Annotated in this window: 22 protein-coding genes; 11 read left to right on the top strand and 11 right to left on the bottom strand. The window is 47.3% G+C overall.

Features of this window, described 5'->3' with window-relative positions; genetic code table 11:
- The first annotated feature begins 77 nt into the window (after positions 1-77).
- From truA to DXA74_RS02630, 4 genes are all read left to right on the top strand, one after another.
- Positions 78-857: a tRNA pseudouridine(38-40) synthase TruA gene (gene truA / locus DXA74_RS02645; protein ID WP_118525271.1), complete on the top strand. Its 780-nt coding sequence runs from the start codon at positions 78-80 to the stop codon at positions 855-857.
- Positions 847-1,779, top strand: a complete 933-nt coding sequence (locus tag DXA74_RS02640; protein ID WP_118525270.1) for an EamA family transporter — start codon at positions 847-849, stop codon at positions 1,777-1,779. The genes truA and DXA74_RS02640 overlap by 11 nt, the downstream gene beginning before the upstream one ends.
- Before the next feature lie 115 nt (positions 1,780-1,894).
- Positions 1,895-2,545 carry a DUF3256 family protein gene (locus DXA74_RS02635; protein WP_118525269.1) on the top strand — a complete coding sequence of 217 codons (651 nt, stop codon included), beginning with the start codon at positions 1,895-1,897 and terminating at the stop codon, positions 2,543-2,545.
- Between the two features lie 228 nt (positions 2,546-2,773).
- Positions 2,774-3,943 carry a MalY/PatB family protein gene (locus DXA74_RS02630; protein ID WP_118525268.1) on the top strand — a complete coding sequence of 390 codons (1,170 nt, stop codon included), beginning with the start codon at positions 2,774-2,776 and terminating at the stop codon, positions 3,941-3,943.
- Between the two features lie 378 nt (positions 3,944-4,321).
- On the opposite strand, the gene DXA74_RS02620 is transcribed toward DXA74_RS02630, so the two are convergent.
- The 5 genes from DXA74_RS02620 to DXA74_RS02600 all read right to left on the bottom strand — a co-directional run bounded on the left by DXA74_RS02620 (position 4,322) and on the right by DXA74_RS02600 (position 11,009).
- Entirely contained in the window at positions 4,322-4,573 is a 252-nt protein-coding gene (locus DXA74_RS02620) for a type B 50S ribosomal protein L31 (RefSeq protein WP_118525266.1), read from the bottom strand.
- Between the two features lie 126 nt (positions 4,574-4,699).
- Positions 4,700-5,581 (bottom strand): DNA/RNA non-specific endonuclease, encoded by an 882-nt coding sequence (locus DXA74_RS02615; RefSeq protein WP_118525265.1) that lies wholly within the window; start codon positions 5,579-5,581, stop codon positions 4,700-4,702.
- Between the two features lie 88 nt (positions 5,582-5,669).
- Positions 5,670-7,595, bottom strand: coding sequence for a DUF6359 domain-containing protein (locus DXA74_RS02610; RefSeq protein ID WP_118525264.1), 1,926 nt, complete (start codon positions 7,593-7,595; stop codon positions 5,670-5,672).
- A 20-nt stretch (positions 7,596-7,615) separates the two neighbouring features.
- Positions 7,616-8,428: a DUF5689 domain-containing protein gene (locus tag DXA74_RS02605; protein ID WP_118525263.1), complete on the bottom strand. Its 813-nt coding sequence runs from the start codon at positions 8,426-8,428 to the stop codon at positions 7,616-7,618.
- Positions 8,429-8,453: 25 nt separating this feature from the next.
- A complete protein-coding gene (locus DXA74_RS02600) occupies positions 8,454-11,009 on the bottom strand; it encodes a TonB-dependent receptor (RefSeq protein ID WP_118525262.1) in 2,556 nt (851 codons plus the stop codon).
- A 275-nt stretch (positions 11,010-11,284) separates the two neighbouring features.
- Between DXA74_RS02600 and DXA74_RS02595 the strand changes: the two genes are divergently transcribed.
- From DXA74_RS02595 to DXA74_RS02585, 3 genes are all read left to right on the top strand, one after another.
- Positions 11,285-12,328 carry an endonuclease/exonuclease/phosphatase family protein gene (locus DXA74_RS02595; RefSeq protein ID WP_118525261.1) on the top strand — a complete coding sequence of 348 codons (1,044 nt, stop codon included), beginning with the start codon at positions 11,285-11,287 and terminating at the stop codon, positions 12,326-12,328.
- Positions 12,329-12,416: 88 nt separating this feature from the next.
- Complete coding sequence (locus DXA74_RS02590; RefSeq protein ID WP_118525260.1) at positions 12,417-13,415, top strand: class II fructose-bisphosphate aldolase; 999 nt, start codon at positions 12,417-12,419, stop codon at positions 13,413-13,415.
- A gap of 237 nt (positions 13,416-13,652) precedes the next feature.
- Positions 13,653-14,747: a hypothetical protein gene (locus DXA74_RS02585; protein WP_147401007.1), complete on the top strand. Its 1,095-nt coding sequence runs from the start codon at positions 13,653-13,655 to the stop codon at positions 14,745-14,747.
- A gap of 139 nt (positions 14,748-14,886) precedes the next feature.
- Here DXA74_RS02585 and DXA74_RS02580 read toward each other — a convergent pair whose 3' ends face one another.
- Positions 14,887-15,963 carry a DUF4831 family protein gene (locus tag DXA74_RS02580; RefSeq protein ID WP_118525258.1) on the bottom strand — a complete coding sequence of 359 codons (1,077 nt, stop codon included), beginning with the start codon at positions 15,961-15,963 and terminating at the stop codon, positions 14,887-14,889.
- A gap of 9 nt (positions 15,964-15,972) precedes the next feature.
- Positions 15,973-17,496 (bottom strand): NAD(P)H-hydrate dehydratase, encoded by a 1,524-nt coding sequence (locus DXA74_RS02575; RefSeq protein ID WP_118525257.1) that lies wholly within the window; start codon positions 17,494-17,496, stop codon positions 15,973-15,975.
- 86 nt (positions 17,497-17,582) lie between these two features.
- On the opposite strand from DXA74_RS02575, the gene hpt reads away from it, so the two are divergent.
- From hpt to pgeF, 4 genes are read left to right on the top strand one after another with little or no spacing between them, the layout of a single operon-like run.
- On the top strand, positions 17,583-18,119 hold the full coding sequence (gene hpt, locus DXA74_RS02570) for a hypoxanthine phosphoribosyltransferase (protein WP_118525256.1): 537 nt from the start codon (positions 17,583-17,585) through the stop codon (positions 18,117-18,119).
- A gap of 36 nt (positions 18,120-18,155) precedes the next feature.
- Positions 18,156-18,725 carry an adenylate kinase gene (locus tag DXA74_RS02565; RefSeq protein WP_118525255.1) on the top strand — a complete coding sequence of 190 codons (570 nt, stop codon included), beginning with the start codon at positions 18,156-18,158 and terminating at the stop codon, positions 18,723-18,725.
- A gap of 46 nt (positions 18,726-18,771) precedes the next feature.
- Positions 18,772-19,947: a GTPase ObgE gene (gene obgE, locus DXA74_RS02560; protein ID WP_118525254.1), complete on the top strand. Its 1,176-nt coding sequence runs from the start codon at positions 18,772-18,774 to the stop codon at positions 19,945-19,947.
- Positions 19,934-20,767 (top strand): peptidoglycan editing factor PgeF, encoded by an 834-nt coding sequence (gene pgeF, locus DXA74_RS02555; protein WP_233550428.1) that lies wholly within the window; start codon positions 19,934-19,936, stop codon positions 20,765-20,767. The genes obgE and pgeF overlap by 14 nt, the downstream gene beginning before the upstream one ends.
- 124 nt (positions 20,768-20,891) lie before the next feature.
- Here pgeF and DXA74_RS02550 read toward each other — a convergent pair whose 3' ends face one another.
- The 4 genes from DXA74_RS02550 to DXA74_RS02535 all read right to left on the bottom strand — a co-directional run bounded on the left by DXA74_RS02550 (position 20,892) and on the right by DXA74_RS02535 (position 26,434).
- Positions 20,892-21,104, bottom strand: coding sequence for a hypothetical protein (locus DXA74_RS02550; protein ID WP_118525253.1), 213 nt, complete (start codon positions 21,102-21,104; stop codon positions 20,892-20,894).
- A 17-nt stretch (positions 21,105-21,121) separates the two neighbouring features.
- Positions 21,122-22,303, bottom strand: coding sequence for a phosphoribosylaminoimidazolecarboxamide formyltransferase (locus DXA74_RS02545; RefSeq protein ID WP_118525252.1), 1,182 nt, complete (start codon positions 22,301-22,303; stop codon positions 21,122-21,124).
- 168 nt (positions 22,304-22,471) lie between these two features.
- Positions 22,472-23,686, bottom strand: a complete 1,215-nt coding sequence (locus DXA74_RS02540; protein WP_118525251.1) for a hypothetical protein — start codon at positions 23,684-23,686, stop codon at positions 22,472-22,474.
- A gap of 39 nt (positions 23,687-23,725) precedes the next feature.
- Positions 23,726-26,434 (bottom strand): TonB-dependent receptor, encoded by a 2,709-nt coding sequence (locus DXA74_RS02535; RefSeq protein WP_118525250.1) that lies wholly within the window; start codon positions 26,432-26,434, stop codon positions 23,726-23,728.
- Positions 26,435-26,529 lie beyond the last annotated feature (95 nt).

Genomic DNA, 26,529 nt, shown 5'->3' with positions numbered 1-26,529 from the left:
GAATCCCTTCAGAGAGCAATCTCCGGAGGGATTCTTTTTTTTGTATCTTTGCATAAAAAAACAGATAACGGAAAACGATGAACAGATACTTTATTGATTTGGCGTATGACGGCACAGCCTATCACGGCTGGCAGATCCAACCGAACGGAAGCAGTGTACAGGAAACCTTACAGAAGGCTTTATCCACGATTTTGCGAAAAGAGATTTCTGTGGTAGGAGCCGGAAGAACAGATACCGGTGTGCATGCTTCGATGATGACGGCACATTTTGATTTTGACACGGAGCTGGATGCACAGCGTTTGGCTGATAAACTGAACCGTCTGCTTCCTCCGGATATCGGCATTCACCGCATCCGGCAAGTACGTCCCGATGCACATGCACGTTTCGATGCTACGGCGCGTACATATCACTATTTTGTGCATCTGGGAAAGAATCCGTTTCTGCGGCATTATTCCTGTCGCCTGTATCAGGCATTGGATTTTGAAAAGATGAACCGTGCGGCCAAGATCCTTTTTGAGTACACGGATTTTACAAGCTTCAGCAAGACTCATACCGACACAAAGACAAACAACTGCAAGATTATGAAAGCAGAATGGCAGCAGATGCCGGACGGTGCCTGGCGTTTCGAGATTCAGGCAGACCGATTCCTGCGTAATATGGTGCGTGCCGTAGTCGGAACACTGGTTGAGGTTGGGCGCGGAAAAATGGATGAGCATGGTTTCCGTCAGGTGATTGAAGGGAAAGACCGTTGCCGTGCCGGTGAATCCATGCCCGGCAATGCCTTGTTTCTGGTGGATGTGTCCTATCCGGAAAGTTTGTTTCAATTAGATAAGGAAGGAGAGCAGGATGGAAAATAATGCAGTATGGCTGATGGGCGCCTTTACTTCGGCCGCCCTTTTGGGATTTTACGATGTGTTCAAAAAGAAATCGTTGCGCAACAATGCCGTAGTTCCAGTGTTGTTTCTGAACACCCTGTTTTGCAGTCTCATTTTTCTGCCTCTGATACTTTTGTCACGCAGTGGAGCCTTACAGGGTGATTCGCTGTTTTATATTCCTACTGCCGGTTGGGACGTACAGAAATACATTCTGCTGAAATCTCTGATTGTATTGTCTTCGTGGATATTCGGTTATTTTGGCATCAAACATTTGCCGATTACCTTGGTGGGTCCGATTAACGCCACCCGTCCGGTGCTGGTGCTGTTGGGAGCGATGCTGATTTATGGCGAGGTGCTCAACGTATATCAGTGGATCGGTGTTTTGCTGGCCATGCTTTCGCTCTTTCTGTTGGGCCGTAGCGGCAAACGCGAAGGAATAGACTTTACGCACAACCGTTGGGTGTTCTTCATTGCTCTGGCTGCCTTGTTGGGAGCTGCGAGCGGACTGTATGATAAATTCCTGATGGCTGCTCCCGAGGCAGGAGGTGTCGGACTGGACCGTATGGTTGTTCAGAGCTATTATAACATCTATCAGTGCATCCTGATGGGCATAATGCTTCTGCTGCTGTGGTTCCCGAAACGGAAACAGACCACTCCCTTCCGTTGGGACTGGTGCATTCTGCTGATTTCCATTTTTCTTTGTGCGGCCGACTTTGTGTATTTCTATGCTCTGAGTATGGAAGGAGCGATGATTTCCATTGTATCTATGATCCGCAGAGGAAGCGTGCTTGTTTCGTTCCTGTTTGGAGCCATGGTTTTCCGTGAAAAGAATTTACGGAGCAAAGCCTTCGATTTGCTGCTGGTACTGCTCGGCATGCTGTTCCTCTATTGGGGCTCGCGATAAGTGAATAGATGTTATAAGCCGGAGAGCGGTGTTCCGTTCCCCGAAAAAAATCATTAAGTTTGCATCAGATTAACCAAGATAGCAACATTTATTATTATAACGATTAGATAGGATCATGAAAAGATTTTTTTTATTCCTGTTCGTATGCGGCGCTTTGTTACCGGTACAGGCGCAGAAAATGCGGGATGTGTTTGCACACATGCCAGACAGCGTGTTGAATCTGCTGACCGAGTATAATCGTCTGGACTGCATAGATTTTATTGAAAACGGGCAGGAAGCCAAGGTCAGAAACCGTCTGGACGGCTTTTCTGTGCTGCAGAAGCTTACGGACAATTATCTGAAGTTGCAGCTGACCGCTTCTACGGAAGTGGAGATGAAGCTGCTGAGCGGAGCCGATTCCTTGGAATATATTGCCTTGTCGAAAACATTCAGCGCGCCGGCCAAGAGCAGCTTGGTGTCCCTTTATACGCTGGACTGGAAGAAGCTTCCTTTGGAGCGCTATCTCAAAGCTCCTGCTTTTGATGCTTTCTGGAAACAGTCTGCTTCCATGACTCCGGCCGAAGCAGATACTCTGGCAGCCCTGAAGCAAAAGATGGATTTACGACTGACAACGGCTTCTTTCTCCGACAGCGATGAAAGCCTGACTTTCCGGCTTCAGCCTGTGCAGCTGGAAAAGGAAGATTCCGTTAAGGTAAGCCGGCAGATTCAGCCGCTGGTATATGAGTGGAACCGCAAACAGTTTGTGCTTCCGGCAGACAAGGAATAATCTTTTTCCTTTGCCATTCTGCCATTCCGAAGCGGGCTTTCCGGAACACTTTTTTCGAAAAATGTCCTAAAAATATTTTTGGTGAATACGCTCTCCGATGAACGCTTTCATTTTGTTTTTCGGTGCAGATTTTTCTTTTTTAGATATACGTAAAAATAAGAGAAATGCCTCTTTTTTTACGTATATTTTTTGTAATATTGTATCATCAAAACTTAAAAAGAAGAACAGATGAAATACAATTTTGACGAAGTGATTCCGCGTCGTGGAACAAATTCCATCAAATGGGATACTGACTGTTGTGCAGATATGCTGCCTATGTGGATTGCCGATATGGATTTCCGTTTGGCACCGAAGATCAAAGAAGCCGTGAGCCGTCGTCTGGAGCAGGGTGTGTTTGGCTATGCCCATATTCCGGATGCGTTTTATGATGCCATCATCCATTGGTTCGACCGCCGTCATCAGGTCCGTATTGAGCGCGAATGGATTCTCTATACCATTGGAGTCGTACCGGCTCTGGCAGCAGTGGTTACAGCCCTGACCCAGCCGGGAGACGGAGTGTTGATTCAGCCGCCGGTATACAATCATTTCTTTAGCTGTATCGAAGGCAATAACCGCCGTTTGGTTACTAATCCGCTGCACTATGAAAACGGTCGTTATTCCATAGATTGGGAGGACCTCGAAAAGAAGGCTGCCGATCCTACGGTGAAGCTGATGATTATCTGCAACCCTCACAATCCGGCCGGACGCGTATGGACACGCGAAGAACTGCTTCGTATGGGCGAGATCTGTCTGCGTCATCATGTATATATCATTTCTGACGAAATTCATTGCGAGCTGGTGGCTCCGGGATTCACCTACACGCCGTTTGCTTCTCTTTCTGAAGAGTTGCGCATGAACTCGGTGATCTGCGCTTCACCAAGCAAGGCATTTAATCTGGCTGGTTTCCAGGTGGCCAATATCTTTGCTCCGAATCCGGAGTTGCGCGACAAGGTGAACGGGGTGCTGCAGGGCATGGACATCGAAAGCCTGAACTGCTTTGCCGTGGAAGCTCTGATTGCTGCCTATAACGAGAGTGAAGACTGGTTGGATGAACTGAATGTGTACATCCATGAGAACTATCTCTTCATGAAGAACTTTGTGGAGACCAACATGCCGGACTTGTATCTCGTGCCTCTGGAAGGTACTTATCTGGCTTGGTTGGACTGCCGTGTGCTGAACAAGACTTCAGAGGAGATGAACGACGACCTGAAGTCAAAATACTGTCTGTGGCTGAATGCCGGAACAATGTACGGCACCGAGGGTGACGGATTCCTGCGTTGGAATCTGGCCTGTCCGCGTGTTACTCTGGAAGAAGGTCTGAACCGTTTCCTGAAATATTATCAGGAGTTCAAGAAATAAGTCGCAACCACAAATATAAATTGTCCGCTTGGGTCTGCCCGGATGTTATCCGGAATCGCTCAGACTCAAGCGGATATTTTTTTGTTTGCAGAAGCAGCATCTTGCGGCCTTACGGCCGTTTTCCCGGCTTTGTTGCGGCTCTGGCAAATGAACGGTGCCATGCTTTTTCTGCGAAAGAAATACGGCATGTCAAGAGCCGGAGTGAGAGCGTTAAAAAAAACATCCTGATGAATCGGAAATTTGATTTCGATGATTTTCAGAATTCATCCCAATCATTTTAAAAGAAGTGCGGGAAGAAACTCCGGGTTGCAGAAAACAAAAAGAGTTGCTTCACATGTTTGCGAAGCAACTCTTTTCTGAATATCTTGAGTCCTGATATTATTTACGAGTCTTAGCGTAGCGGCTCATGAACTTATCAACGCGACCAGCGGTATCAACCAACTTGCTCTTACCAGTGTAGAACGGGTGAGAAGTGTTAGAGATTTCAAGCTTTACTACTGGGTAAGTTTCGCCTTCGAATTCTACAGTGTCAGTAGTCTTGCAAGTAGAACGTGAAAGGAACATGTCACCGTTACTCATGTCTTTGAATACAACAGGACGGTAATTTTCTGGATGGATATCTTTCTTCATAATTTAAAATTTTTATCAATTAAACATATAGCTGGTAACTATAATGTGTAATGGTCTGTTTACGAGGTGCAAAATTACTTGTTTTCTTTATATTTACCAAATTTATCCGCCAAAAAATGTAGCAAATTAATTTAATCCGGGCCAACTTTCCAGACTGAATGCCTTTTCTATCGGATTTTCAATTCGGTCCGGCAGATTACAGAAGAAATCGATACCGGTTTTTTCCTCCAGTTCGTCGATGCTGACCGCCCACGAACTGACATCTGGATTGCCTCCGTAGGACTTGTGTTCCACCCAGAAACCGATGGCTTTGTAGGTGCCGGACTTTTTACACATCAGCGCCATGAAATAGTATTTCGGAACGGGCATGCCGCTCTTGGTGTAGCGCAGAATCTGGTCGTCGCGGATGGTTCCTCCCTTGACTACATAAAGTGTGTCGCGGAACGTGTTGCTGCGTCCCCAGTTCTGCACGAGGCCTTCCAGATCTACCCAGTCCTGCTGGTTGAAACGTCCGATCTGTGGACTCATATTGGAGAGGTAGAACGTCTGTTCGTTGCAATCTTTGCTGTTCAGGCGGTCGGCCGAGGCACAAAGGTGTCCGCGGTCGTATCCGCTGCCTCTAAAGTCGCTCAGTTCGGTACGCTCTCCGGCAGACAGGGCCGGATCGGGCTGAAAAGGATCACCCTTCCATTCCGTGTTGTTCCAGTTATTCCGGTTCCAGTTCTGTTTGGAGTTTTCTGGAGTGAAAGTGAAAGCCACCCAGCGGGAGTGCTTTTTGTCGGCATGCCAGTCTACGGTATAGTTCAGGATGCCCGAAGCATAATGTGAGATGATTTTTCCGGCATTGTCGTCAATGCGGGGGATTTCCAGGTTTCCGGCATTCTGGATTACCAGCGGATTGCCGTTGGAGTTCTGCGAACTGCTGCTGCCCTCATTGTCGCTGGAGCAGGAAGACACCAGTATGGTGGCCAGAATAAATATAAAGGTATGAATCTTTTTAAGGAACATTCTTTGTTGTGGATTTTAAACAAAGAATTGTCATTCCAGGAGGTAAATCCCAGAATGACAATTCTTCGTAGTATTATCAATTAAGAGGTTATTTAACGCTCAGATTCTTGATTTCCCAAGTGATGGTGTTGGCATTATCCGCATTCTTGTATTTGAATGCAATATATGCTTTGGCACCTACAGCCGGCAGTTTGGTGGTTACGGTTTCGAAGTCCCAACCGGAAGTGGCAGGGTAGGTAATGTTTACCTGAGTCCAGGTAGCTGTTGTAACATCACCACTGTAGTCTGTAGACACCCAAACGGTGTACTGGTCGGCAGCGTTGCTCAAATCCTGGTTCTTAGGACCCATAGCATGGTCGAAAGTCAGGGTGCGTTCCTTGCTCAAATCAACTGCCGGAGAAACCAACCAGTCTTCATTCTCCAGAGATTTGCCGCCTGAGTAAGCTGACATTTTTACATAGCCGTAACTGTCGGCCTTCCATTCCTGAGCACCGCTCACGCTTACCGGAGTGAAGCTGCCGAATGTATTGTTGAAAGATTCTTCCAGAATAGCGTCACCGCCCGGTTCTTCTGTACCGCCAGAACCCTGACCGTCGAGCACATACTCGGTGATAGATTTCAGTCCGGCAGTTCCGAAGTATTTCTCCAAAGAACCCTTGACGATCAGTTCTTTGCCCAGATTTTCCGGATTATCTTTCAGGTTCAAGGAATTGCGTACATCACCGCTTGGCAATTGCAGTACCAGACAGTTCTTGTAGTCGGTTTCGTTCTTGTTGTCAGAAATCAACAGGTTGGTCTTGTTGTCATCTGTAATACCGCTCAGGTCATTCAGGATAGAACCGTCGATGCTCATACCGTTTACATAGCCTACAACATAACCCTTCACCCAAGTATCTGCCAACGGTTTGCTGGAATTATACTTGGAGATAGCAGTGGCTACGGTGAACGGATTCTCCTTGCTGCTTTCGTTGTCGCCCGGGTTCACCGGTTCTTCCGGAGTTTCACCGGCTACACGGTCCTCGATAGAAATATTCTTCAACTCATAAGTTCCGGCCTTTTCTGTACAAGCATACTTGAATCCGATTTTCACCTTCTTGCCCTTGTAAGCATTCAAGTCGATGTCGCCAGACTTGGCAAACGGAGTCCATGCATCCTGCAATACGTGGTTCGGAATGGTCAGTTGCTGCCAGTTCTCAGCACTGCTTTCGGTAATCCACAAAGTGATGTTCTCTGGCAGGTTTGTGAAGTAGCGTGCCACATATTCGAAAGTCAGCGTTGCATTGGTAGCGTTGCTCAAATCGATTTCCGGAGAGATCAACCAGCTTTCGGCTGCATAGTCTGTATAGTTCACAAATGAAGTGGCCTTCATGTATTTGTAAGAATCCCAAGTCCATACCTCAGCACCCATTTCAGCCGGTACATTCACATTCTTCACGGTGAACTCACCCTGGTTAGAAGCAAATGTTTCGCTGAAGATAGCTTCAACCTCTTCTGCCGGAATATCACCGATGGTATCGCCATTCATGATATAAGCCTGCACGTTCTTGATACCGGAACCGCCGAAATACTTCTCCATAGTACCCAGAAGCATTACTTCCTGATACAGGTTCTGCGGATGTCCTTTCAGGTTCAGAGAGTCTCTGATTGCACCGGACGGCAACTGCACGGCCAGGCAGTTATTGATGTTTTTGTCATCAGGACCGACAGATACCACCATGTTGGTTTCTCCTGCGCCTTCGGCACCGAATACCACATCGGAAATGGTTGAGCTGACGTCACCTCCCGATGGGATGTAACCTACGATATATGCCTTTACCCAACCCAATTTTCCGTTTTGGTTAAGCATGGCTCCTTTTACGGTATAAGGATTCTGCATGGTTCCTTCGCCGTAAATACTGGTGTTGCCTCCGGTTCCCGGAATGTCATAAGGAGCAGGAACATCGCTACAGGCATTGAATGTGAACAATGCCATGGAAGCCAGGAACAGTGAACTGATAATCTTCTTAATTTTCATAATATATCTCTATTAGTTTTTTATCTTTCAATATCTCTAGAAGTTCTTACGGTTATTTGCCAGTCGTTGTTGTAACGGGTGAGCAGACCACACATGTTAAACGGTCTGTTCGGCATGTAATCGTTTGCAAAGTTGGCGTATGTGCTGATTCGGAACGGGATGGTGGTATTACCGATTTTCAGGGTACGGTTCACACCGTTTCCGCCGTCACCCAGTTCTTCGGGAGCGTATACGGTATTTCCGTCGGCCTCTTCAATGGTTGCGTCCTGAATGTATACAAAGAACGGAGCATCGTCTTTGTTGGCCGAGCTCAACCAGCTGGCATCAATGGTGTCCGGCACCAGCTCCTTGTAGCTCAAAGAAGGTTTTCCTTCGGTGCGCATGTGCTCTTTCCATACGTTTTCAGACATACGTCCGATTTTGCCCTGATACAGAGTTCCCAACTGGGCCATGGCACCGTAGCCTCCGATATAGAGTCCCTTGCAGTTTACTACGATTCTTTGTCCCACAGGAAGTTTGGAATAGATACCGGTGGTGTTGATACCGATTACGATTGCCGCTGTGGTGTCGCGCAGATAAATCTGTTTGTAAACGTTTCCGGATTCATCATCCGCCACGATGACACCGCTGATGACGATGCTGTCTTCAATCTGCTGCACTCCGCTGCTGGCGGTAATGCTCTTGAACTGTTTTTTCAGGTTGGCAATGGTGGTATTGGCTTCCGGTACACTGGGATTTCCGTAAACCTCCACATTCGGTACATCGTGCTGGTCCATACAGCCGGTCAGGATTACAGCCACCAGGGCAACCATGAATAATGCTATCTTTTTCATATGATACCTCTCTTGTTGTTAGTTTTTAAAAACGGAATCCAATGTTCATGAATGCATTGACTCCCTGTGCATAATAATATTTAGAGTGTTTTGAGAACTGGTATGGACGTTCGCGGCCGTCATCATAGCTGTCATCACGGCTCTGCTCATATCCTCCGGTTTTCATATTGGTGTTGTTCAGAATGTTGTTCACACTCAGGTTGAGGCTCAGGCTGCGGCCTTTCTTCAGACGGATGTATTTGCCGATAGAAGCGTCGAGCATGAAACCACCCTTGAACTCCTCCTGTTCCGGAACCTGCACGCCTACCGGATTACCGTTTTCATCTACAGTGCCCGATGAAGCATTCTTGTTCAGGATGCTGCCCAAACGGCGGTAAGTAGAGAAGTCGATGAAACCGCGGTGGTAGTAGTTTCCGTTTACATTGAAGAACCATCCGTTTACGCTGTAATCCAGTCCCAGGCTATAGGCAGAGAGCGGGGTGCCGCTGTCTTTCATACCCTTGGCATAAACCATGTCCGAGGTAGATTCGCTTTCGTTTTCGTAAGTCAGGGTCGCATTCGGATTGTTGATGTATTCCGCATTGCTGAAGGTACCGATGGCGTTCAAACTCAGGTTTGAAGTGATCTTCACGCTGGCAGCCAGTTCCACACCCATGTATTCCTTCTGAATACCGCTCATGGACAGATAAGTGAATCGGGATTCCTGATCGTTGTAGAAGGCATCCATTTCCACCAGATCATTGAAGCGGGTGTAGTAACCGCTCACCTTCATCGTGAAGCGCGGCAAGGTCAGCGCATAGCTGGCTTCGGCCGAATACATTTCCTCGTTGGTCAGATTGTCCACGAAGTCATTCTTCAGACGCGGTGCAATGAAGGCGTTGTATGCCGTAGGAGCATTCTCTTCGTATCCCAGTCCGATATTGATGGTATGCTTGCCGTTGGGCTTGAAGGTCAGTCCGATCTTACCGCCTGATTCCAGGAACTTGGCCACTCCGCTGCTGCCTTTTGACTTGTTGGCGGCACGACCGTTACGCATCAGACCGTCGCGCTCGATGGTGCTTCCACCCAGACGGAAGGCGGCAAACAGGGTCGTGATGCCTTTGGTGAGCTGGTAGTTACTCCATACGTTGGCACGATTTACGTATACATTATAATTATAGCCGAAGATGTCGCCTTCCTTAATAATGCGGTTCGGATTGTCCAGATCGTTTTGGATCAGTGGAGAGTTGTAGCCGTAATCGCGTACAGAGAACTTGTCGATATCGGTCATATAGTCGGCACCCAGCAGATCGCTCATGGTTTTGTAGTGCATACCTTTTGTGGTTCCCACATTGAAGCCGGCAGAGATGGCTCCGTTTTTCTGGAATGAGTGCTTCAAGGTTGAGTTCAGATTGAATGCCATCTGGTCATTGTGTCTTTCCTCTACATAGTAAAGTGCTTCTCCTCCCAGAGCCTTTTGCTGTGCATTGGCAAAATACATGGCATCCCAGTCAATCTGGCGGTGTGCCTTGTCGCTGGTCCAATACTCGTAAGCGTCTTTCCAAATTTGCACATCCTCGTCGCTGAGCGGCTGGTTGAATACATTACCGGTAATCTGTCCGCTCGGGAGCTTCTTGTAATAGTCCGGACGAGGGTCTGAGGCATTGCCCGACCAACCCAGAGCTGTATTGCCGTACATGCTGTACTTACCCATGAACGAGGTGCTCAACTTGGTATTGTCATTGATGTTGAAATCCCAGGTAAGGATTGCGGTCGGCTCATAGGAATTTACCACGCGAGCATTTCTCTTCTCGCCATTCTGGTAACCCCAGTTCGGGTTGTAGTAGTGACTGTTGGCCAACCAGTAAGCTTCCTCGGTAGAGGCACCCTGCTGAGCTCTTTCAGTCGGTGAGCCCCAGGTGCTCAGATTCAGGCTGTGACGGTCGTTGAAGACCTTCTGCACGGCCAGAAAGTATCCCAAAGAATTATAGAATGTTCCTTCGATAAATCCTTCGTTGGCCCAGCGGTAAGCCAAAGAACCGGTTACCGCCCATCCGTTGTTCATCAGACCGGTTGAGAAAGTGTAGGCACCGCGTGCCACATAATTACGGTTACAGCCCGAAAGGGTAATCTTGTTGCCCGGGCTATATTGGCTTGCTCTGACATTGATATCCGTAGAACCTCCTAAGGCCGAGAAGCCGAAGTTATTCATGTTGAAGAACGGAGAGCCTTCACGGTTGCGGGTAGCATCATTCAGTCCACCGATGGAACTGTAACTGAACTGACCGCGCTCGGCATCGTTCATCTGAACCCCGTTGATATATGTCTCACTCTGCTGGTTGTTATAGCTGCGATACCGGAAACGCATCGGACTGAACAGATATCCGACATTAGAGAGATAAAGGTCGTTGTTGACTCCCAATATGGAATTCACAGTGCGCCCGTTGTCATTGTCTTCGTCCAGTTGCGATTCGGTGAATGTAAAGTCCGCGTTTTCCATTTTTGCTATGGTCTCGGCAATAGCAACCGTATCTTTTTGCTGGGCAAGAAGATAAGTGGAAAAACAACATGCAGACGCTATTAAAGCAAGTCTCTTGTTCATAAATTAAAGCTATTTATATGATTTTTCCACAAAGATAGGTGATAATCTCAAAGTACCTATTTTCTTCTATCTTTTTTAATTTTAAAAGGCTTAATTTTAATTTCCTTATCTGAATCCTGTTACATGCGAGTGTCGAATTGTATAATGAATGATTAAAGTTTTTGAATTCTTAGGCATTAAATCATAAGTGGAATTCATTTTAGTTGGAAAAACTCATAAAAATATTGCATATTTGTAGACTGAATTTTAAAGTGAAATGTAAAATAAGAGATTTTATGAAGAGATTTTGGTTCTTTGTTTTGGGTTGTGGCATGCTGTTGTCTGCTTTTGCACAGGAGAAAAAATACTCCATGTATGCCGTTGGGTTTTATAATTTGGAAAATTTGTTCGATACCATTCATGATGAAGGAAAAAATGACTATGAGTACCTGCCGCAGGGAACAGGACGCTGGAACGGTTTGAAATATTTTTCGAAGCTCAAAAATATGTCTACGGTATTGTCGGAGTTGGGAACAGACCGTTTGCCCAATGTGGGAGCTGCCGTCATCGGAGTATCTGAGGTGGAGAATGCCCGTGCACTGACCGATCTGGTGAACCAGCCGGCTTTGCAGAAGAAAGGAATGCGTTTTGTACATATCGAAGGTCCCGACACCCGCGGTGTGGATTGCGCCCTGCTTTATAACCCGCAGTTGTTCACTCCGGCAAAGAGTTTTCTGAAGCCTTATGTGTTTGAACCGGTGGACACCACTTATAAGACCCGTGGCTTCCTGACCGTACAGGGTACACTGGCCGGTGATTCCATCACCTTTATTGTTTGTCACTGGCCCAGCCGTTTTGCCGGTTCCTATCATCGTGAACTGGCGGGAAAACAGGTGAAGGTTTTAAAGGACAGTATTCTGGCTTCGAATCCACAGATGAAGGTGATCGTGATGGGCGATATGAACGACGATCCGTTCAATGCCAGTATGGCTAAGGAACTTTCGGCAAAGAAAGAAATTGAAAAGGTGGGACGTGACGACATGTTTAACCCTTGGTGGAGCATTCTGACCGATAAGGGACAGGGTACCCTGCTCTATGACGGCAAGTGGAATCTGTTTGACCAGATTGTCGTTTCGCCGAATTTGCTTAATAAAAAAGGTGAGCGCGACTTTTCTACCTTGAAGTTTTTCAAGAATGAGATCTTTATGCGCGATTATCTGTTCCAGACCGAAGGAAAATATAAAGGAAACATCAAGAGAACCACGGCCAGCGGTGTTTGGCTGAACGGTTATAGCGACCATTTGCCGGTGGTGATCTATCTCTTGAAAGAGAAAAAGTAAAAAAACTGATTTTTTCAGTGTCCGGTTGCAGAATTTTCGCTATCTTTGCCCTGAGAAAGATACATTACGTTTTTAAATTTATAAAGACATGGTAAATTACAAAGATTTAGGTTTGGTTAATACCAAAGACATGTTTGCTAAGGCCATTAAAGGTGGTTACGCAATCCCAGCATTCAACTTCAACAACATGGAGCAGATGCAGGCTATCATTAAGGCTGCTGTAGAGACTAAGTCTCCGGTTATCCTTCAGGTATCTAAGGGTGCTCGTCAGTATGCTAACGCTACTTTGTTGCGTTACATGGCTCAGGGTGCCGTTGAGTACGCTAAGGAGTTGGGCTGCGAGAATCCTCAGATTGTATTGCACCTCGATCACGGAGATACTTTCGAAACCTGCAAGAGCTGTATCGACTCTGGTTTCTCTTCAGTAATGATCGACGGTTCTCACTTGCCATACGAAGAGAACGTTGCTTTGACTAAGAAGGTTGTTGACTACGCTCATCAGTTCGATGTAACTGTAGAAGGCGAGCTGGGTGTATTGGCTGGCGTTGAGGATGAAGTTTCTTCAGACCACCACACTTATACTAACCCAGAAGAAGTTATCGACTTCGCTACTCGTACAGGTTGCGATTCTTTGGCTATCTCAATCGGTACTTCTCACGGTGCTTACAAGTTCACTCCAGAGCAGTGTACTGTAGATCCTAAGACTGGCCGTTTGGTTCCTCCTCCATTGGCATTCGACGTTTTGGACGCTGTTATGGAGAAACTTCCTGGATTCCCAATCGTACTGCACGGTTCTTCTTCAGTTCCTCAGGAAGAAGTTGAGACTATCAACAAGTTCGGTGGTGCTTTGAAGGCTGCTATCGGTATTCCAGAAGAGGAGTTGCGTAAGGCTGCTAAGTCTGCAGTTTGCAAGATCAATATCGACTCTGACTCTCGTTTGGCTATGACTGCTGCTATCCGTCAGGTATTCGCAGAGAAGCCAGCTGAGTTCGATCCTCGTAAGTACTTGGGTCCTGCTCGTGACAACATGGAGAAGTTGTACAAGCACAAGATCATCAACGTATTGGGATCTGACAACAAGTTGTAATCATCCGATTGCATTTTAGTTTTTTAAGATAGGGAGCTGTGCCTTAGGGCATGGCTCCTTTTTTATTGTGTGTAGATGTTTTGAGGATAAGAAATAAAGATAATTTATGTTCGGATAGCTGCCTTAATACATTTCCGATTTATCTCTGTTTAGAAAATATTTTAAGAAATGTTGCTTTTATTTACTTTGAATGTGGAAAAATTATTACCTTTGCCGTAAATTTAAAAAAGTGAAATTATGAAAAATAAACTGATTCTTTTTTTAGTTCTATTGTTCTGTAGCAGTGAACATATTACAACTCATGCTCAAATGATGCAGAGCGCTGCTTTACAGACTGAGGAGGTCGTTCTGCTTGATTCCATAGAAAGCTTGACTCATGCTTTGGATTCTGTAAAATCATTGCAGCAGAAACTGAATTCTGATTATGTGAAAATAAAGGAACAAGTGACTAATTCTGGAACACTGGTGGATTCCTTGCTGGAAGTTAATGCCTTGCAGTCTTCTGAATTGTATGCCTTGCAGCTTACCAATGATTCATTGAATGCACGTATTCAGGCATTGATGGCAGAGCGAGAAGTCTTAATTGGATATGTAGACAGTTTGATGGCTCTGCAGGAGCATAAGCAGCAAGAGTTTGTGGATATGAAACGTTGGGCACGTACTTCTTGGTTTAATCTGTCTTATTCTTTGCAGAAAATGAATAGTGATTTGTATCGTACCGAGTTGCAGCCGGATTATGCATTTGGTGTTACTTTTGGTCGTACTTACTATCTTCACAAGAAACCATTGGCAAATATGATTCGTTTTGCTTTAAATTGGAGCTATTTAGACTTGAATATGGCCCAGTATTCTATTCCATACAGCGATCGAATAGACGAAGATGGTAGCAGTTCGATTACAGACGGAGTTTATGGAAATTCTTCGGAAATATATAAAGTGGGAAATAGAATTCCTGGTTTTATAGAAGATATCTACGATGATGACGAAGAGGGAAATACCGATTCACAATATAAAATTGAGGCAGGCATGCAGTTTGGTCCATCTATTTGGGTAAACCCTATAGGTGATCTTATGATTCAGGCTTATTTCCATTATTCGCCTACTTTCTCTATTTTATTGGATGATGAGCTTTCTTATTATAGTTCTTATGCTTCTTTCTTTAATTCTGGTGTAACTCTTTCTTATAAGGTTATAGGTTTTGGATTGGAAGCACGCTGGGGAAGCAGCACTTTTTCTCAGGAAGTATATAATGAGGAATTGGGTGATTACGAGTCCCAGAATATGAAGTGGAGAACTAAGGGAATGCGTGTCTTTTTGTCATTCCGCTTTTAATTGAAGTCGAGGTTTTGATTTTTATGTTATAGAAATATAGGTAATTATAAATAAAGACAAACAGCAGAGAATTTCAGTCAGCTTTAGAACTGTACTGTAATTTCTCTGCTGTTTATCTTTTATAGAAGTGAAAATATTTTTATTCCGGTTCCTGAGCCGTGAGTTTTTCTATACCGCCATTGTTCTGATAGAAAAGAACCTGTGTGGTTGTCTTTTTATCAAACAGAGCATTGCTCAGAATTTCCGTATTGCCAAACTGTCCCATAGACACTTCTTCCTCACAGAATACTTTGCTTGGGTTGTATATTTTCAGGAAAGCACGTGCCGGAACATTATAAGTGACTCCTTCTTCCATTTTGGCTTTCTTTTTGGCTGTCTTTTCATCCTCCACTGATGTCGGGATTTCCTGAGCCGATTTCAAGTCGATATAAATCGGTTCTCCGGCCAGATCCTCGTTGCTGACTACACCAAGTTTCTCAGAAAAGCGGAACAGCACGGCATGTTCCATTTCCTGCTCCGGAGTGGTCGTGAATGAAAATACCTCGGTGCTTTTTTGTTTGTATCCCACAAACAGCTGGCTCAAGGCTTCCTCCTGCTTGTTCAGTTGGTCCAGCATCAGTTTCAACTGGGCACCGTCTTTAGGAGTATTGTCGGCTTCACCACGAATCAGGGCGTTTCTGCTGTCGCGTATGTCATAAATCTCCTGAGCGGTCAGTTCCGCGATTTTGGCACTGCTTCCCGCAGCCAGAATCTCCTGATTCATAAAGTTACGCGGATTCAGCAGTTTTTCGGCAGGTTGCGCTTTGGGAAGTTCCGGCAGCGTTTCTGCTTCCTTGTCTGTATTGATTGCCAGCAGGATGCCGTCTTTGGTCAGCTTTACCAGAGGAGCAACCGTGCGTTTCTTCAGTGCGATACTGTAAATCTTATTTTTGTCCGGTACTCCGTAAGGTTCTACTTTGATGCTTTTGATGGTCCATCGGGTATAACCTTCGAAATCCACATCCTTCAGACGCAGATACCGGTCGGCATATTTGGCATATTCTCCCGGAGTGTAGACTTCCTTTTCCGCCACAACCGTAAACCGGAGTGCAGTTTTCGGAAGACAATAGGTAACTCCTTCTACCGTTACCCCCGGCATGTAAGGTGTCACTTCAGTCTGGGCACTTCCGCAAAGAGGGAGCAGGGCCAGACTATACAACAATAGTTTTTTCTTCATACCTCTCTATTATGCTTGTTTCTTTCTTAATTCTTTAAATGCTTTAGGCAGATAGGTGATCAGATCGCTGGCCGTAACACATTCTTCTTCCAGATCGGCAGCTGCAAAGTCGCCTGCCAGTCCGTGCAGATGCACTCCCAACAAAACGGCTGCCTCGTTGGAATATCCCTGTGCCAGCAGTCCTGCCAGAATACCTGAGAGCACATCGCCGCTTCCGGCAGTAGCCATGCCCGCGTTGCCGGACATATTGAACAGCACAATGCCGTTAGGCAGACAGATGATGCTGTAGTGGCCTTTGATGACGATATAAAGTTGCTGCTTGATGGCCAGATCACGAGCTTTGGTCAGCTGTTCGTAGCTGTCCTGGCATCTTCCTATCAGGTTGGTCAGTTCTTTTGGATGCGGGGTGAGGATAGAGAACTTCGGGATGTCCTGAATCCACTCCTTATGATTACCCAGAATATTCAGTGCGTCGGCATCCAGAATCATCGGTAATGACTGTTGCAGCATAAAGTCGCGCATGGCGATGGCTGTTGTTTCGTTTTTACCGATTCCAGGGCCTATGGCCATAGCGTTGAAACTGCTGGTTTCTATGGCTCCGGTAATGATGTCGTCGTCGAAATCGTGGCTGAGAATCGCTTCCGGCACGGCAATCTGCAGAATGTCATTATTCATTTTCGGAGTGTGGATCGTAACTTTTCCGGCTCCGGCCTTCATGCAGGCTTTGGCACAGAAGATAGAAGCCCCTGCCATGCCGAAACTGCCGGCAACGATCAGGGCGTGTCCCATATTGCCTTTATGCACAAACGCGTTTCTGGTTTTGAGCAGTTTGCGTGCCGTGTTGCTTTCGAGCAGGTACATGTTTGTCGGAGCCTGCTCCATATATCTCATGTCGAGCTGTATGTCGAGCACTTTCAGTTCCCCCACATACGGTTGGTTTTCGGGGAAGAGGAAAGCCATTTTAGGCAGTTGCAAAGTGAGGGTGAGGGTGGCGCGTACCACTGTGCTCATATCGTTGTAGGTATTGTCCTCACACATCAGTCCCGATGGGATGTCGATGCTGACTACCGGCACATTGGTTTTGTTGATGCTTTGTGCCAGTGAGGCAAAGCCGCCGTTGAGCGGTTTGTTCAGTCCGGTACCGAAAAGGCCGTCAATGATGACATCCGTCTTGGGCTCAATGGTCGGGAACGAAAACTGGTCGCGCACCTCGTGGAACTTGATGTTGCTGTATTCTGCCAGACACTCTTTGTTGAAGGCACATTCTTCGCTGAGTTTCTGATTGATGTTGAACAGGTAAACGGTAGCTCTGTATCCTTTCTCGGCAAGCAGTCGAGCCACGGCAAGAGCGTCTCCGCCGTTGTTGCCCGGTCCGGCAAAAACGTAGAAGTGAGTTTGCAGGTTCCAACGTTTGGATACCTCCTCTGCAATGGCCTTTGCAGCCCTTTCCATCAGGTCGATGGCACTGATCGGTTCATGTTCTATGGTGTACTGATCGAGTTCTTTAAATTGTGCTCCTGTAAGTAATTTCATAATGCAAATATAACTAAAATAGCGGTTAGCAAGTTTTTGGCTTGCGGAATTTTTGTATCTTTGCAACAAATTTACTAAAAATAGCCATGCAGACCATTCAAATTAAAGATAAAACTTTCACAGTTTCTATAAATGAGGCAAATATTTTGCAGCAGGTGAAACGAGTAGCATCCGAAATAAACCGTGATTATGAGGGCCAGGCCCCTGTGTTTCTTGCAGTTCTCAACGGTTCGTTTATATTTGCGGCCGACCTGATGCGCGAAATCAATCTGCCTTCAGAAATCACTTTCGTCAAACTGGCATCCTATGCCGGTGTGTCTTCAACCGGTGCCGTAAAGGACCTGATCGGTCTGAATGTAGACCTGAAGGGCCGTCCGGTAATCATTATCGAGGACATCATTGATTCAGGTCTGACTATGGTACACTTGCTTGACCAGCTCAAGCAGCACGAACCTAAGTCAATCGATATCTGTGCTCTGCTGGTTAAGCCTGATAATCTGAAGGTTTCTTTGGACATCCGCTATACTTGTCTGGAGATTCCCAACGACTTCATTGTGGGCTATGGACTGGACTACGATGGATTCGGACGCAACACCCGTGACATTTACACCGTGGTGGAATAATCACAGAAAATCCTATTTTATTAACTAAATAAAGAAATGAAGAATATTGTAATTTTCGGTGCTCCGGGATCTGGTAAAGGAACTCAGAGCGACAAGATTGTGGCTAAGTATGGTTTCAAACACATCTCTACCGGTGATGTTTTGCGCGGAGAGATCAAGAACGGTACCGAGCTGGGTAAGACTGCCAAGTCATACATCGACAACGGACAGTTGATACCGGATTCATTGATGATCGACATCCTGGCAAGCGTTTATGACAGCTTCGGAGCAGTTGAAGGCGTTATCTTCGACGGTTTCCCACGTACTATCCCGCAGGCTGAGGCACTGAAAGCTATGTTGGCAGAGCGCGGAACAGAGGTAAGCGTAATGCTCGATCTGGAAGTTCCAGAAGAAGAGCTGATGGACCGTCTGATCAAGCGCGGACAGATTTCAGGACGTGCTGACGACAACGAGGAGACTATCAAGAAGCGTCTGACTGTTTACCACAACCAGACTTCTCCGCTGATCGACTGGTACAAGAACGACGGTAAGTACACTCACATCAAGGGTACCGGTGAGCTGGACACTATCTTTGCAGATATCTGTGCTGCTATCGACCGTGCATAATCAAGTAATTTAAAAACCACACATATTATTAATGAAGTAAATAGATATGGCTGAATCGAATTTTGTAGACTACGTAAAAATTTATTGCCGTTCCGGAAAGGGCGGAAGAGGCTCCATGCACATGCACCGAGCCAAATATGTCCCTAATGGCGGCCCAGACGGAGGCGACGGAGGACGGGGTGGCCATGTCTATTTACGTGGTAACAGAAACTATTGGACTTTATTGCACCTTCGCTATGAGCGTCATGTCTTTGCCGGACATGGAGGTAACGGCTCCAAATGCCGTTCCACCGGAAAGGATGGCGAAGACAAGTATATTGATGTGCCTTGTGGAACGGTGGTCTATAATGCCGACACGGGTGAGTACATTTGCGATGTAACCGAGCACGGTCAGGTGGTCATGCTGCTCAAGGGCGGTCGTGGAGGTCTGGGTAACTGGAACTTCCGTACGGCTACCAATCAGGCACCGCGTTACGCGCAGCCGGGCGAGCCGATGCGCGAGATGATGGTGATCCTTGAGTTGAAACTGTTGGCCGATGTGGGACTTGTAGGCTTTCCAAATGCCGGTAAGTCCACTTTGCTGAGTGCCGTTTCTTCTGCACGTCCTAAAATTGCCAACTATCCGTTTACCACTCTGGAGCCGAGCCTGGGTATTGTTTCCTATCGTGACAACCAGTCGTTTGTGATGGCCGATATCCCCGGAATCATCGAAGGAGCCAGCGAAGGAAAGGGATTGGGCTTGCGCTTCCTGCGTCATATCGAGCGTAACTCCCTGTTGCTTTTCATGGTACCCGGTGATACGGACGACATCAAGAAAGAATATGAGATTCTGCTCAACGAGGTGGCTACCTTCAACCCCGAGCTGATGGACAAACAGCGTGTGCTGGCCATCACGAAGAGCGACCTGTTGGATGAGGAACTGATGGAAATGCTCTCGGAGAATCTGCCCGATGTGCCTCATGTCTTTATTTCGTCAGTAACCGGCATGGGTATTGCCAAACTGAAAGACCTGTTGTGGACAGAGCTGAACAGCGAAAGCAACAAGTTGCAGGCCATTACCGACCAGCAGAACATTGTGCACAAGAACAAGGATGTGAACTTCCTGCGCAACGAGCTGAAGGCTATGGGTGAGGACGAAGATTTTGAGTTTATCGATGATGCGGATATCGAGGACCTTGATGACTTTGAATACGAAGAAGAGGATTGGGATGAGCAGAAATGATCAGAACACCGCAGCAATGACTCCGGACCTTTTGCATTATGATTTGGGAGAGGAGGTCATTGCCTTCAGTTCCCGGAGAGCCGGAGGAGTCAGTGAAGGCAACTATGCATCGTTCAATGTCAACGGCTATTGCGGAGACAACACGCTGCATGTTTCGACAAACCGGCAGCTTCTTTGTGACTATCTCCATATAGAACCGTCGTGCCTTGTATTGCCCCATCAGACCCATAGCACCCGTGTGAAGGTGATTGATGAGGCTGTGATGAACCTTTCGCCCTTGCAGCGCGCAGCCGTGCTTGAGGGAGTGGACGGACTGATTACAGCCCAACGGGGTGTCTGCATCGGTGTTTCCACTGCCGACTGCATTCCGGTGCTTCTTTATGATCCGGTGCATGAGGTTATTGCAGCCGTGCATGCCGGATGGCGAGGTACGGTGGGACGTATTGTTGTGGAAACACTTTCGGAAATGTTCCGCACCTTTCAGACTTCAGCTGCCGATCTGCGTGTCGCTATCGGTCCCGGTATTTCCGGTGATGCGTTTGAAGTGGGTAATGAAGTGTATGAAACCTTTGTTTCGGCCGGTTTCCCGATGGACCGCCTGGCAGTGCAGAAGCCTTCTATCCGGAATACAGCAGAGCAAAGCTGGTTTATAGACCTGTGGGAGGCCAACCGCCTGCAACTGGAATCGCGGGGCGTGTTGCCGGAACACATTCATCTGGCAGGTATCTGTACTTATCAGCATGCCGATGAATTCTTTTCTGCCCGGCGTCTGGGCATCAATTCCGGAAGAATCTACAATGGAATTTTGTTAAAGCAATAAAGTCTCCTCCCCAAGAGGAGATTTTTTTGTATCAAAACAATCATACCGGTTCCGAGTTTCCTGAGAAACTACAGAACCGGTATGACTTTTTTATAGAAGGGTCGTTCAATAAACCTGATAAGAATCAGTTCCCTTTGTGCCGGTTGGCGCGTCGGCGTCTGATGTCCGCCTTCATTTTGGCGGCACCCGAACCGTGTGCACCGGTGATATAGGCTTTCTTTTTAGCCTTGGTCTTTACCTTCTCTTCCTGAGGGCCTTTCTTTTTGTTTCCGCCCCCTTTGAAGACGATTCCTCCGGTAATGACCTGGTCGATGTCATCTCCTCCAAACTTAGCCATAAAGACAGACGGACAGATTAATGATGGAACAGACGTACACCGGTAAATGCCATGGCAATACCATATTTGTCGCAAGTTTCGATCACATGGTCATCGCGTACGCTACCTCCGGCCTGAGCCACATAGCATACTCCGCTCTTGTGAGCGCGCTCGATGTTGTCGCCGAATGGGAAGAAAGCATCCGAACCCAAAGCCACATTCGTGTTCTGTGCAATCCATGCAGCCTTTTCCTCGCGGGTGAGTGGTTCCGGTTTTTCGGTGAAGAACTTCTGCCATTCTCCGTCAGCCAATACATCCATATAATCATCGCTGATGTAGATGTCGATGGTGTTGTCGCGGTCTGCGCGGCGGATCTTCTCAACGAACGGCAGGTTCATTACCTTCGGGTGCTGGCGCAACCACCAGATGTCAGCCTTGTTACCGGCCAGACGAGTACAGTGGATACGGCTCTGCTGTCCGGCACCGATACCGATAGCCTGACCGTCCTTCACATAACAAACAGAGTTACTCTGAGTGTATTTCAAGGTAATCAGAGCGATGATCAGGTCACGTTTTGCTTCTTCCGGGAAATTCTTGTTTACGGTCGGGATATTCTCGAAGAGGCTCGGATCGTTGAGCTTCACTTCGTTGCGTCCCTGCTCGAAGGTGATTCCGAAAACCTGCTTGGTTTCGATAGGAGCCGGAGTATAGTTCGGGTCAATTTTGATGACGTTGTAAGTACCGTTTCTCTTGGCGCGCAAGATTTCCATAGCCTCTTCGGTGAAGTCAGGAGCGATGACGCCGTCAGAAACTTCTCTTTTGATCAGGGTAGCTGTAGCCGCGTCGCAAGTGTCGCTCAGCGCGATGAAGTCACCGTAGCTTGACATACGGTCGGCGCCGCGTGCTCGGGCATAAGCACAGGCAATAGGAGAGAGCGGAATCTTCACATCGTCCACAAAGTAGACTTTCTTGAGGGTGTCGCTCAGCGGGAGGCCCAAGGCAGCTCCGGCAGGAGAAACATGTTTGAAAGATGCCGCAGCAGGCATGCCGGTTGCTTCTTTCAACTCCTTGACCAGCTGCCAGCTGTTCAGAGCATCCAGAAAGTTGATATATCCCGGACGGCCGTTCAGGACTTCGATTGGTAACTCACCTTCGGTCATGTAGATGCGCGAAGGTTTCTGATTCGGATTGCATCCGTACTTCAATGCCAATTCTTTCATGTTATAAAATATTTTGGTGATTGTTTGCAAAAACGATAAGGCAAAGATACTACAAAATGCAGAGAAGAGAAAACGGAGCAACAAAGAAATATCTTTATTAACGAATAAAACCGCCATGCAGGAAGTCCATGCATGGCGGCGGGGTCCTCTATCAAGGAATGTTTTTGCTTATTTGGTCCATCCGGCTGTCCACAGGTCAGAAGCATCCAGTGCGCCCTTGCCGTCGAAAGTACCTACATATTTGTTTGTGAAGGTGAAGTTCTGTCCGGTCTGGTTGCCGCTGCTCAGGAACATATCGTTGGTGTAAGGATTGTTCTCGTCGCCTTCAACCTGTTTCACCAATACGCTGGCAGAAGTAATGCCGATGTTCTTGAGGCTTGCAGGATTGTTCATCAGATATTTACCAGTTTCGCTGGTTTCCACCCACAGGTCGTTGGTCTTTCCTGTGATAACTGCATTCTCGATAACTGCGTGAGTTCCTGCTCTCAGTTTCACACCGGCAGCCTTGGCACCGGTATCCTTGTTGCCGATCAGAGTCAGGTTTTTCAATACCGGCTGAGAGAAAGGAGAAGCGATCATGTTGTCGCCGTTGTTGTCTGCCTCGATCAGGCAGTCACAGTCGGCACCTTCGGCCTGGTAGGCAATCCAGTTGCTGCCCTGACCACGCCAGCCTTCGGTCCAGTCGAAAGAGTCATCACCGCAGTTTTCCACGATGGCGTGATCCACGTTTACCGTACCGCCGAAGAACTCGATACCGTCGTCGTTACCGTCGCAAATCTGAAGGTAAGAAGCCTCAGTGCCGCTACCTACACCGTAGAAAGTAATACCGTTTGATTCTGTGTCAGAAGACAGAGACTGTCCGGTGTATTCCATGCGGATGTATTTCAGTTTACCGGAGTTGTCCTGATCATAGCTTCCGCCATAAACGGCATTACCGATTTCAGATTTACCCTGTCCGCCCTCTACGTTGATCGAAGCCTTTCCGCAGATGTGCAGACCACCCCAGGAACCGGCCTGAGCTCTTTCGGCTGTCATCACGATAGGCTGCTCGGCTGTACCTACGGCATAGATCTGAGCACCCTGCTCGATAAGGATATAAGAGATATTGTCTGTATAGGCAGAAATGATTTTCACTCCCGGTTCGATAGTCAGTTTACCCGGAGCCTGAATCTGCAGCTTACCGGTCAGTTTGTAGGTCTGTCCCTGTTTCAGGGTTACATCCTTATCGGTGATTCCGTTCAGCTCATTACCCACCAGAACTTCGTTGTTACCGGATGGAAGATTGTTGTCACCGTTTTCTTCATTTTCAGAACAAGATACACAGGCTACAGAAGCGCAAAGAGCCATGCTTAAAGTCGCAAACTTAAAAATGTTCTTTTTCATTGTTTCTTTTTTTAAAAGTGGTTGTTATTGTTTTGTTTTCTAGAATTTGTAAGATACACTCAGGTCCAGATCGATACCGTCTTCGTAGCGCTCAACCTCCACTGTCTTGTTGGCGACAGGCAGTTCCTGCGAGAGCACAAAGTCGGAGTTCAGCAGATTCTTGACCTGCACTTTGGCACTGAGCCGTTTGTTGAACTGATAGCCCAGATTCAGATTCAGGGTGTGCAAGGTTTCCTGATACACATCGCCCTGCTTTTGGATACCTACTGCCTGGATGCGCTTGCCCTGAAGATTGTAGAGCAGGGCTACCGACAGTTTGCGGTCTTTGCCGAAAGAAGGCGTATAGCTCAGGTCGGCATTGACGATATAGGGAGAGGCACCTTGCAGTTGTCGTTCGGTGTTGGTGTAGACCATTCCGCTGGGAAGCTGCACATTGGTATACATGTAAGATGCATTGACCGAAGTGCTCAGGTCTTTGATGATTTCTTTCCGTACCTCCACCTCAATTCCGGCAGCCAGACCGTCTGTGGCGTTCTGGAAAGAGTACTCACGCGCACCGCCGGACACCCATTGGGTTCTTTCGATCGGAGTTTCCAGATATTTGTAGTATCCCGTAATGGCAATCATGTCGTTGCTGTTCGGGCGGAACCATTCATAACGCAAGTCAAAGTTGTAGTTATAACCGTTGGTCAGGTCGGCGTTACCGCGCAGGTTGGCCGATCCGTAAGACTCCTGATATTTGAACGGAGCCATTTCTACAAACTGCGGACGCGTGATGGTGCGTGATGCTGACAGTCGGATGGCATGAGCCTTGTTCAAGTCATATTTCAGGTTCAGTGCCGGGAAGAAGTCGTTGCAGTCCAGATTCCGGGTTTTGGCTCTGTTGTCTCCATCCTCATAGTATTCCACCCACTGGTGACTGTTTTCGAAACGGACACCCGCATTCAGCGACAGCTTGTCCCACAGCAGAAAGTCGGCATCAATGAATCCCGCGGCAATACGGTTTCCGGCACGGTAACTGTTGCTGGGCACCTTACGGCGGTTTATCGTGATGTTACCCTGCTGCACCTGCTCAAAGTTCAGATATCCGTCCGTGTCGTAGATATTGTCGAAGGGAGCAAACTGCTCGTTGATTTTGTCTACATTATAAAAGAAATCCACGCCCGTGAAGTCTCTCTTCTTGTCTTTGAGGGCAGCTCCCATTCTGATTTTGTCGTTCTTGTTGAAGTGATAGGCCACTTTCAGGTCGCCCACCCATTCATCCTCATTCAGTTCCCCGTAGTAGCGCATGATTTCCTGCTGGTTCAGCGTAAAGAGTTTCAGCGATTCGTCGTCCTGAATCTCGTACATCACCTGACGGCGGTCCGGCTCGTCACTCTTGGAGATATTGTACGATCCGCTCCAGTCCGCTTTCCAATGACTTCCGAATTCGTGGTGTCCTGCCAGCTGATAGTCCTGCAGATTATAGATATGTGTTGTCTGGTTGCTGCTCAGCAGATGATGCTTCTCCTCGTCGAGCACGTTTCTGTTCATGTAGCTGTCCGAAGCATTGCGGGCATAGAAGAACGTTCCGCGGATAAAGTCAAAGCGTCTGAACCGGTAGTTGGCGTTGAAGAGTCCCGACAACTTGTTTTCCTGTGTGTATTTGTCGTAGGTGTATTCGCTTTTAAGCACTCCCGTAGCATCATACGATTTGTTGTATGCATCGTAAATGTTCTTGTAATCCGAACTGACACCCAGAGAGGCCATCAGATCCAGGTCGCCCTGATTCAGGTTGAAGGTCTTTCCCCATCCCACATTACCGCCCAGATTGGGCAGAGCCTTTCTTTTACGGGTTTGGAAGGAGGTAGGGAAGATGTCGTGCGTCTGTGCGTAACTGTCATAATCCTGCAACGGCAAGTCAAGAGCATTCCGGTCAATCTTGCCCGACGTGAAGAGCGTGCCCTGGCGGTCCATCTGATAGAAATCGTTGAAGACACTACCCAGAGTTCCTCCCGTGTTGAAGGAGAGTGAAAGGAAGTCGTCCGTCTTGTTTTCCTTGGTGCTGATATTGACATGAGCTCCCGAGTAGTCGGCAAAGGTAGAAGGACTGTATACCTTGCTCACCGTGATGTTCTGCACCGTGGAAGACGGGAACAGATCGAGCGGAATCAGCTTGTTGTCCGGATTGGGCGAAGCAATCGGCATTCCGTTCAGGGTCGTGATACTATAACGGTCACCCAGTCCGCGCACCACCAGCTGTCCGGCATCGGCAATGGAAATGCCCGAAATGCGCTTGACACCTTCCTGCACGTTCGAGATACCCTTGACGCTCATTTCTCCGGCGCCCAGATTCTCAATGGCAATGTTCGACTGTTTTCTTTCAGCCAGCAACATGCGCTCCAGTTCCAGGTTCTTGCGTGCGGTGACCATAACCTCATCGAGTGACTTGTCATCCGGTTTCATGTCCACCTGAATCTTCACGGTTCCTTTTGCGGGAACTTCTATTTCAACATGTTTGGTCAGGAAGGACAAGTAGGAAACTTCCAAGATATACTTTCCTTTTTTGAGATTCTTAATGTTGAAGTTTCCGTCGAGATCAGCTACCGCTCCGGTTTTCGAGTTCAATATTTTAATGACGGCACCATAAAGCGGTTCGTTCAGATCCGTATCGATAACCGTTCCCAAAATGTCACCGGCAAATGCCTGCTGCATGGATGAGGCTGCCAGCAGAGCGGCGCAAAATCTTAATCTGTTTCTTTGGTTCATGCTCTAGTTTCCTTTTGTTTTCCGCTGCAAAACTAGATGCAAGTTCTTACGATATTTTTACAATTAGATAAAGATTTTAATAAATAAAGATATGT

This window comes from Bacteroides sp. OF04-15BH (genome assembly GCF_003477995.1).
Taxonomy (GTDB): domain Bacteria; phylum Bacteroidota; class Bacteroidia; order Bacteroidales; family Bacteroidaceae; genus Paraprevotella.
Note: the sequence above shows the minus strand (reverse complement) of the source record. Positions and strands in the feature narration are given on the sequence as shown.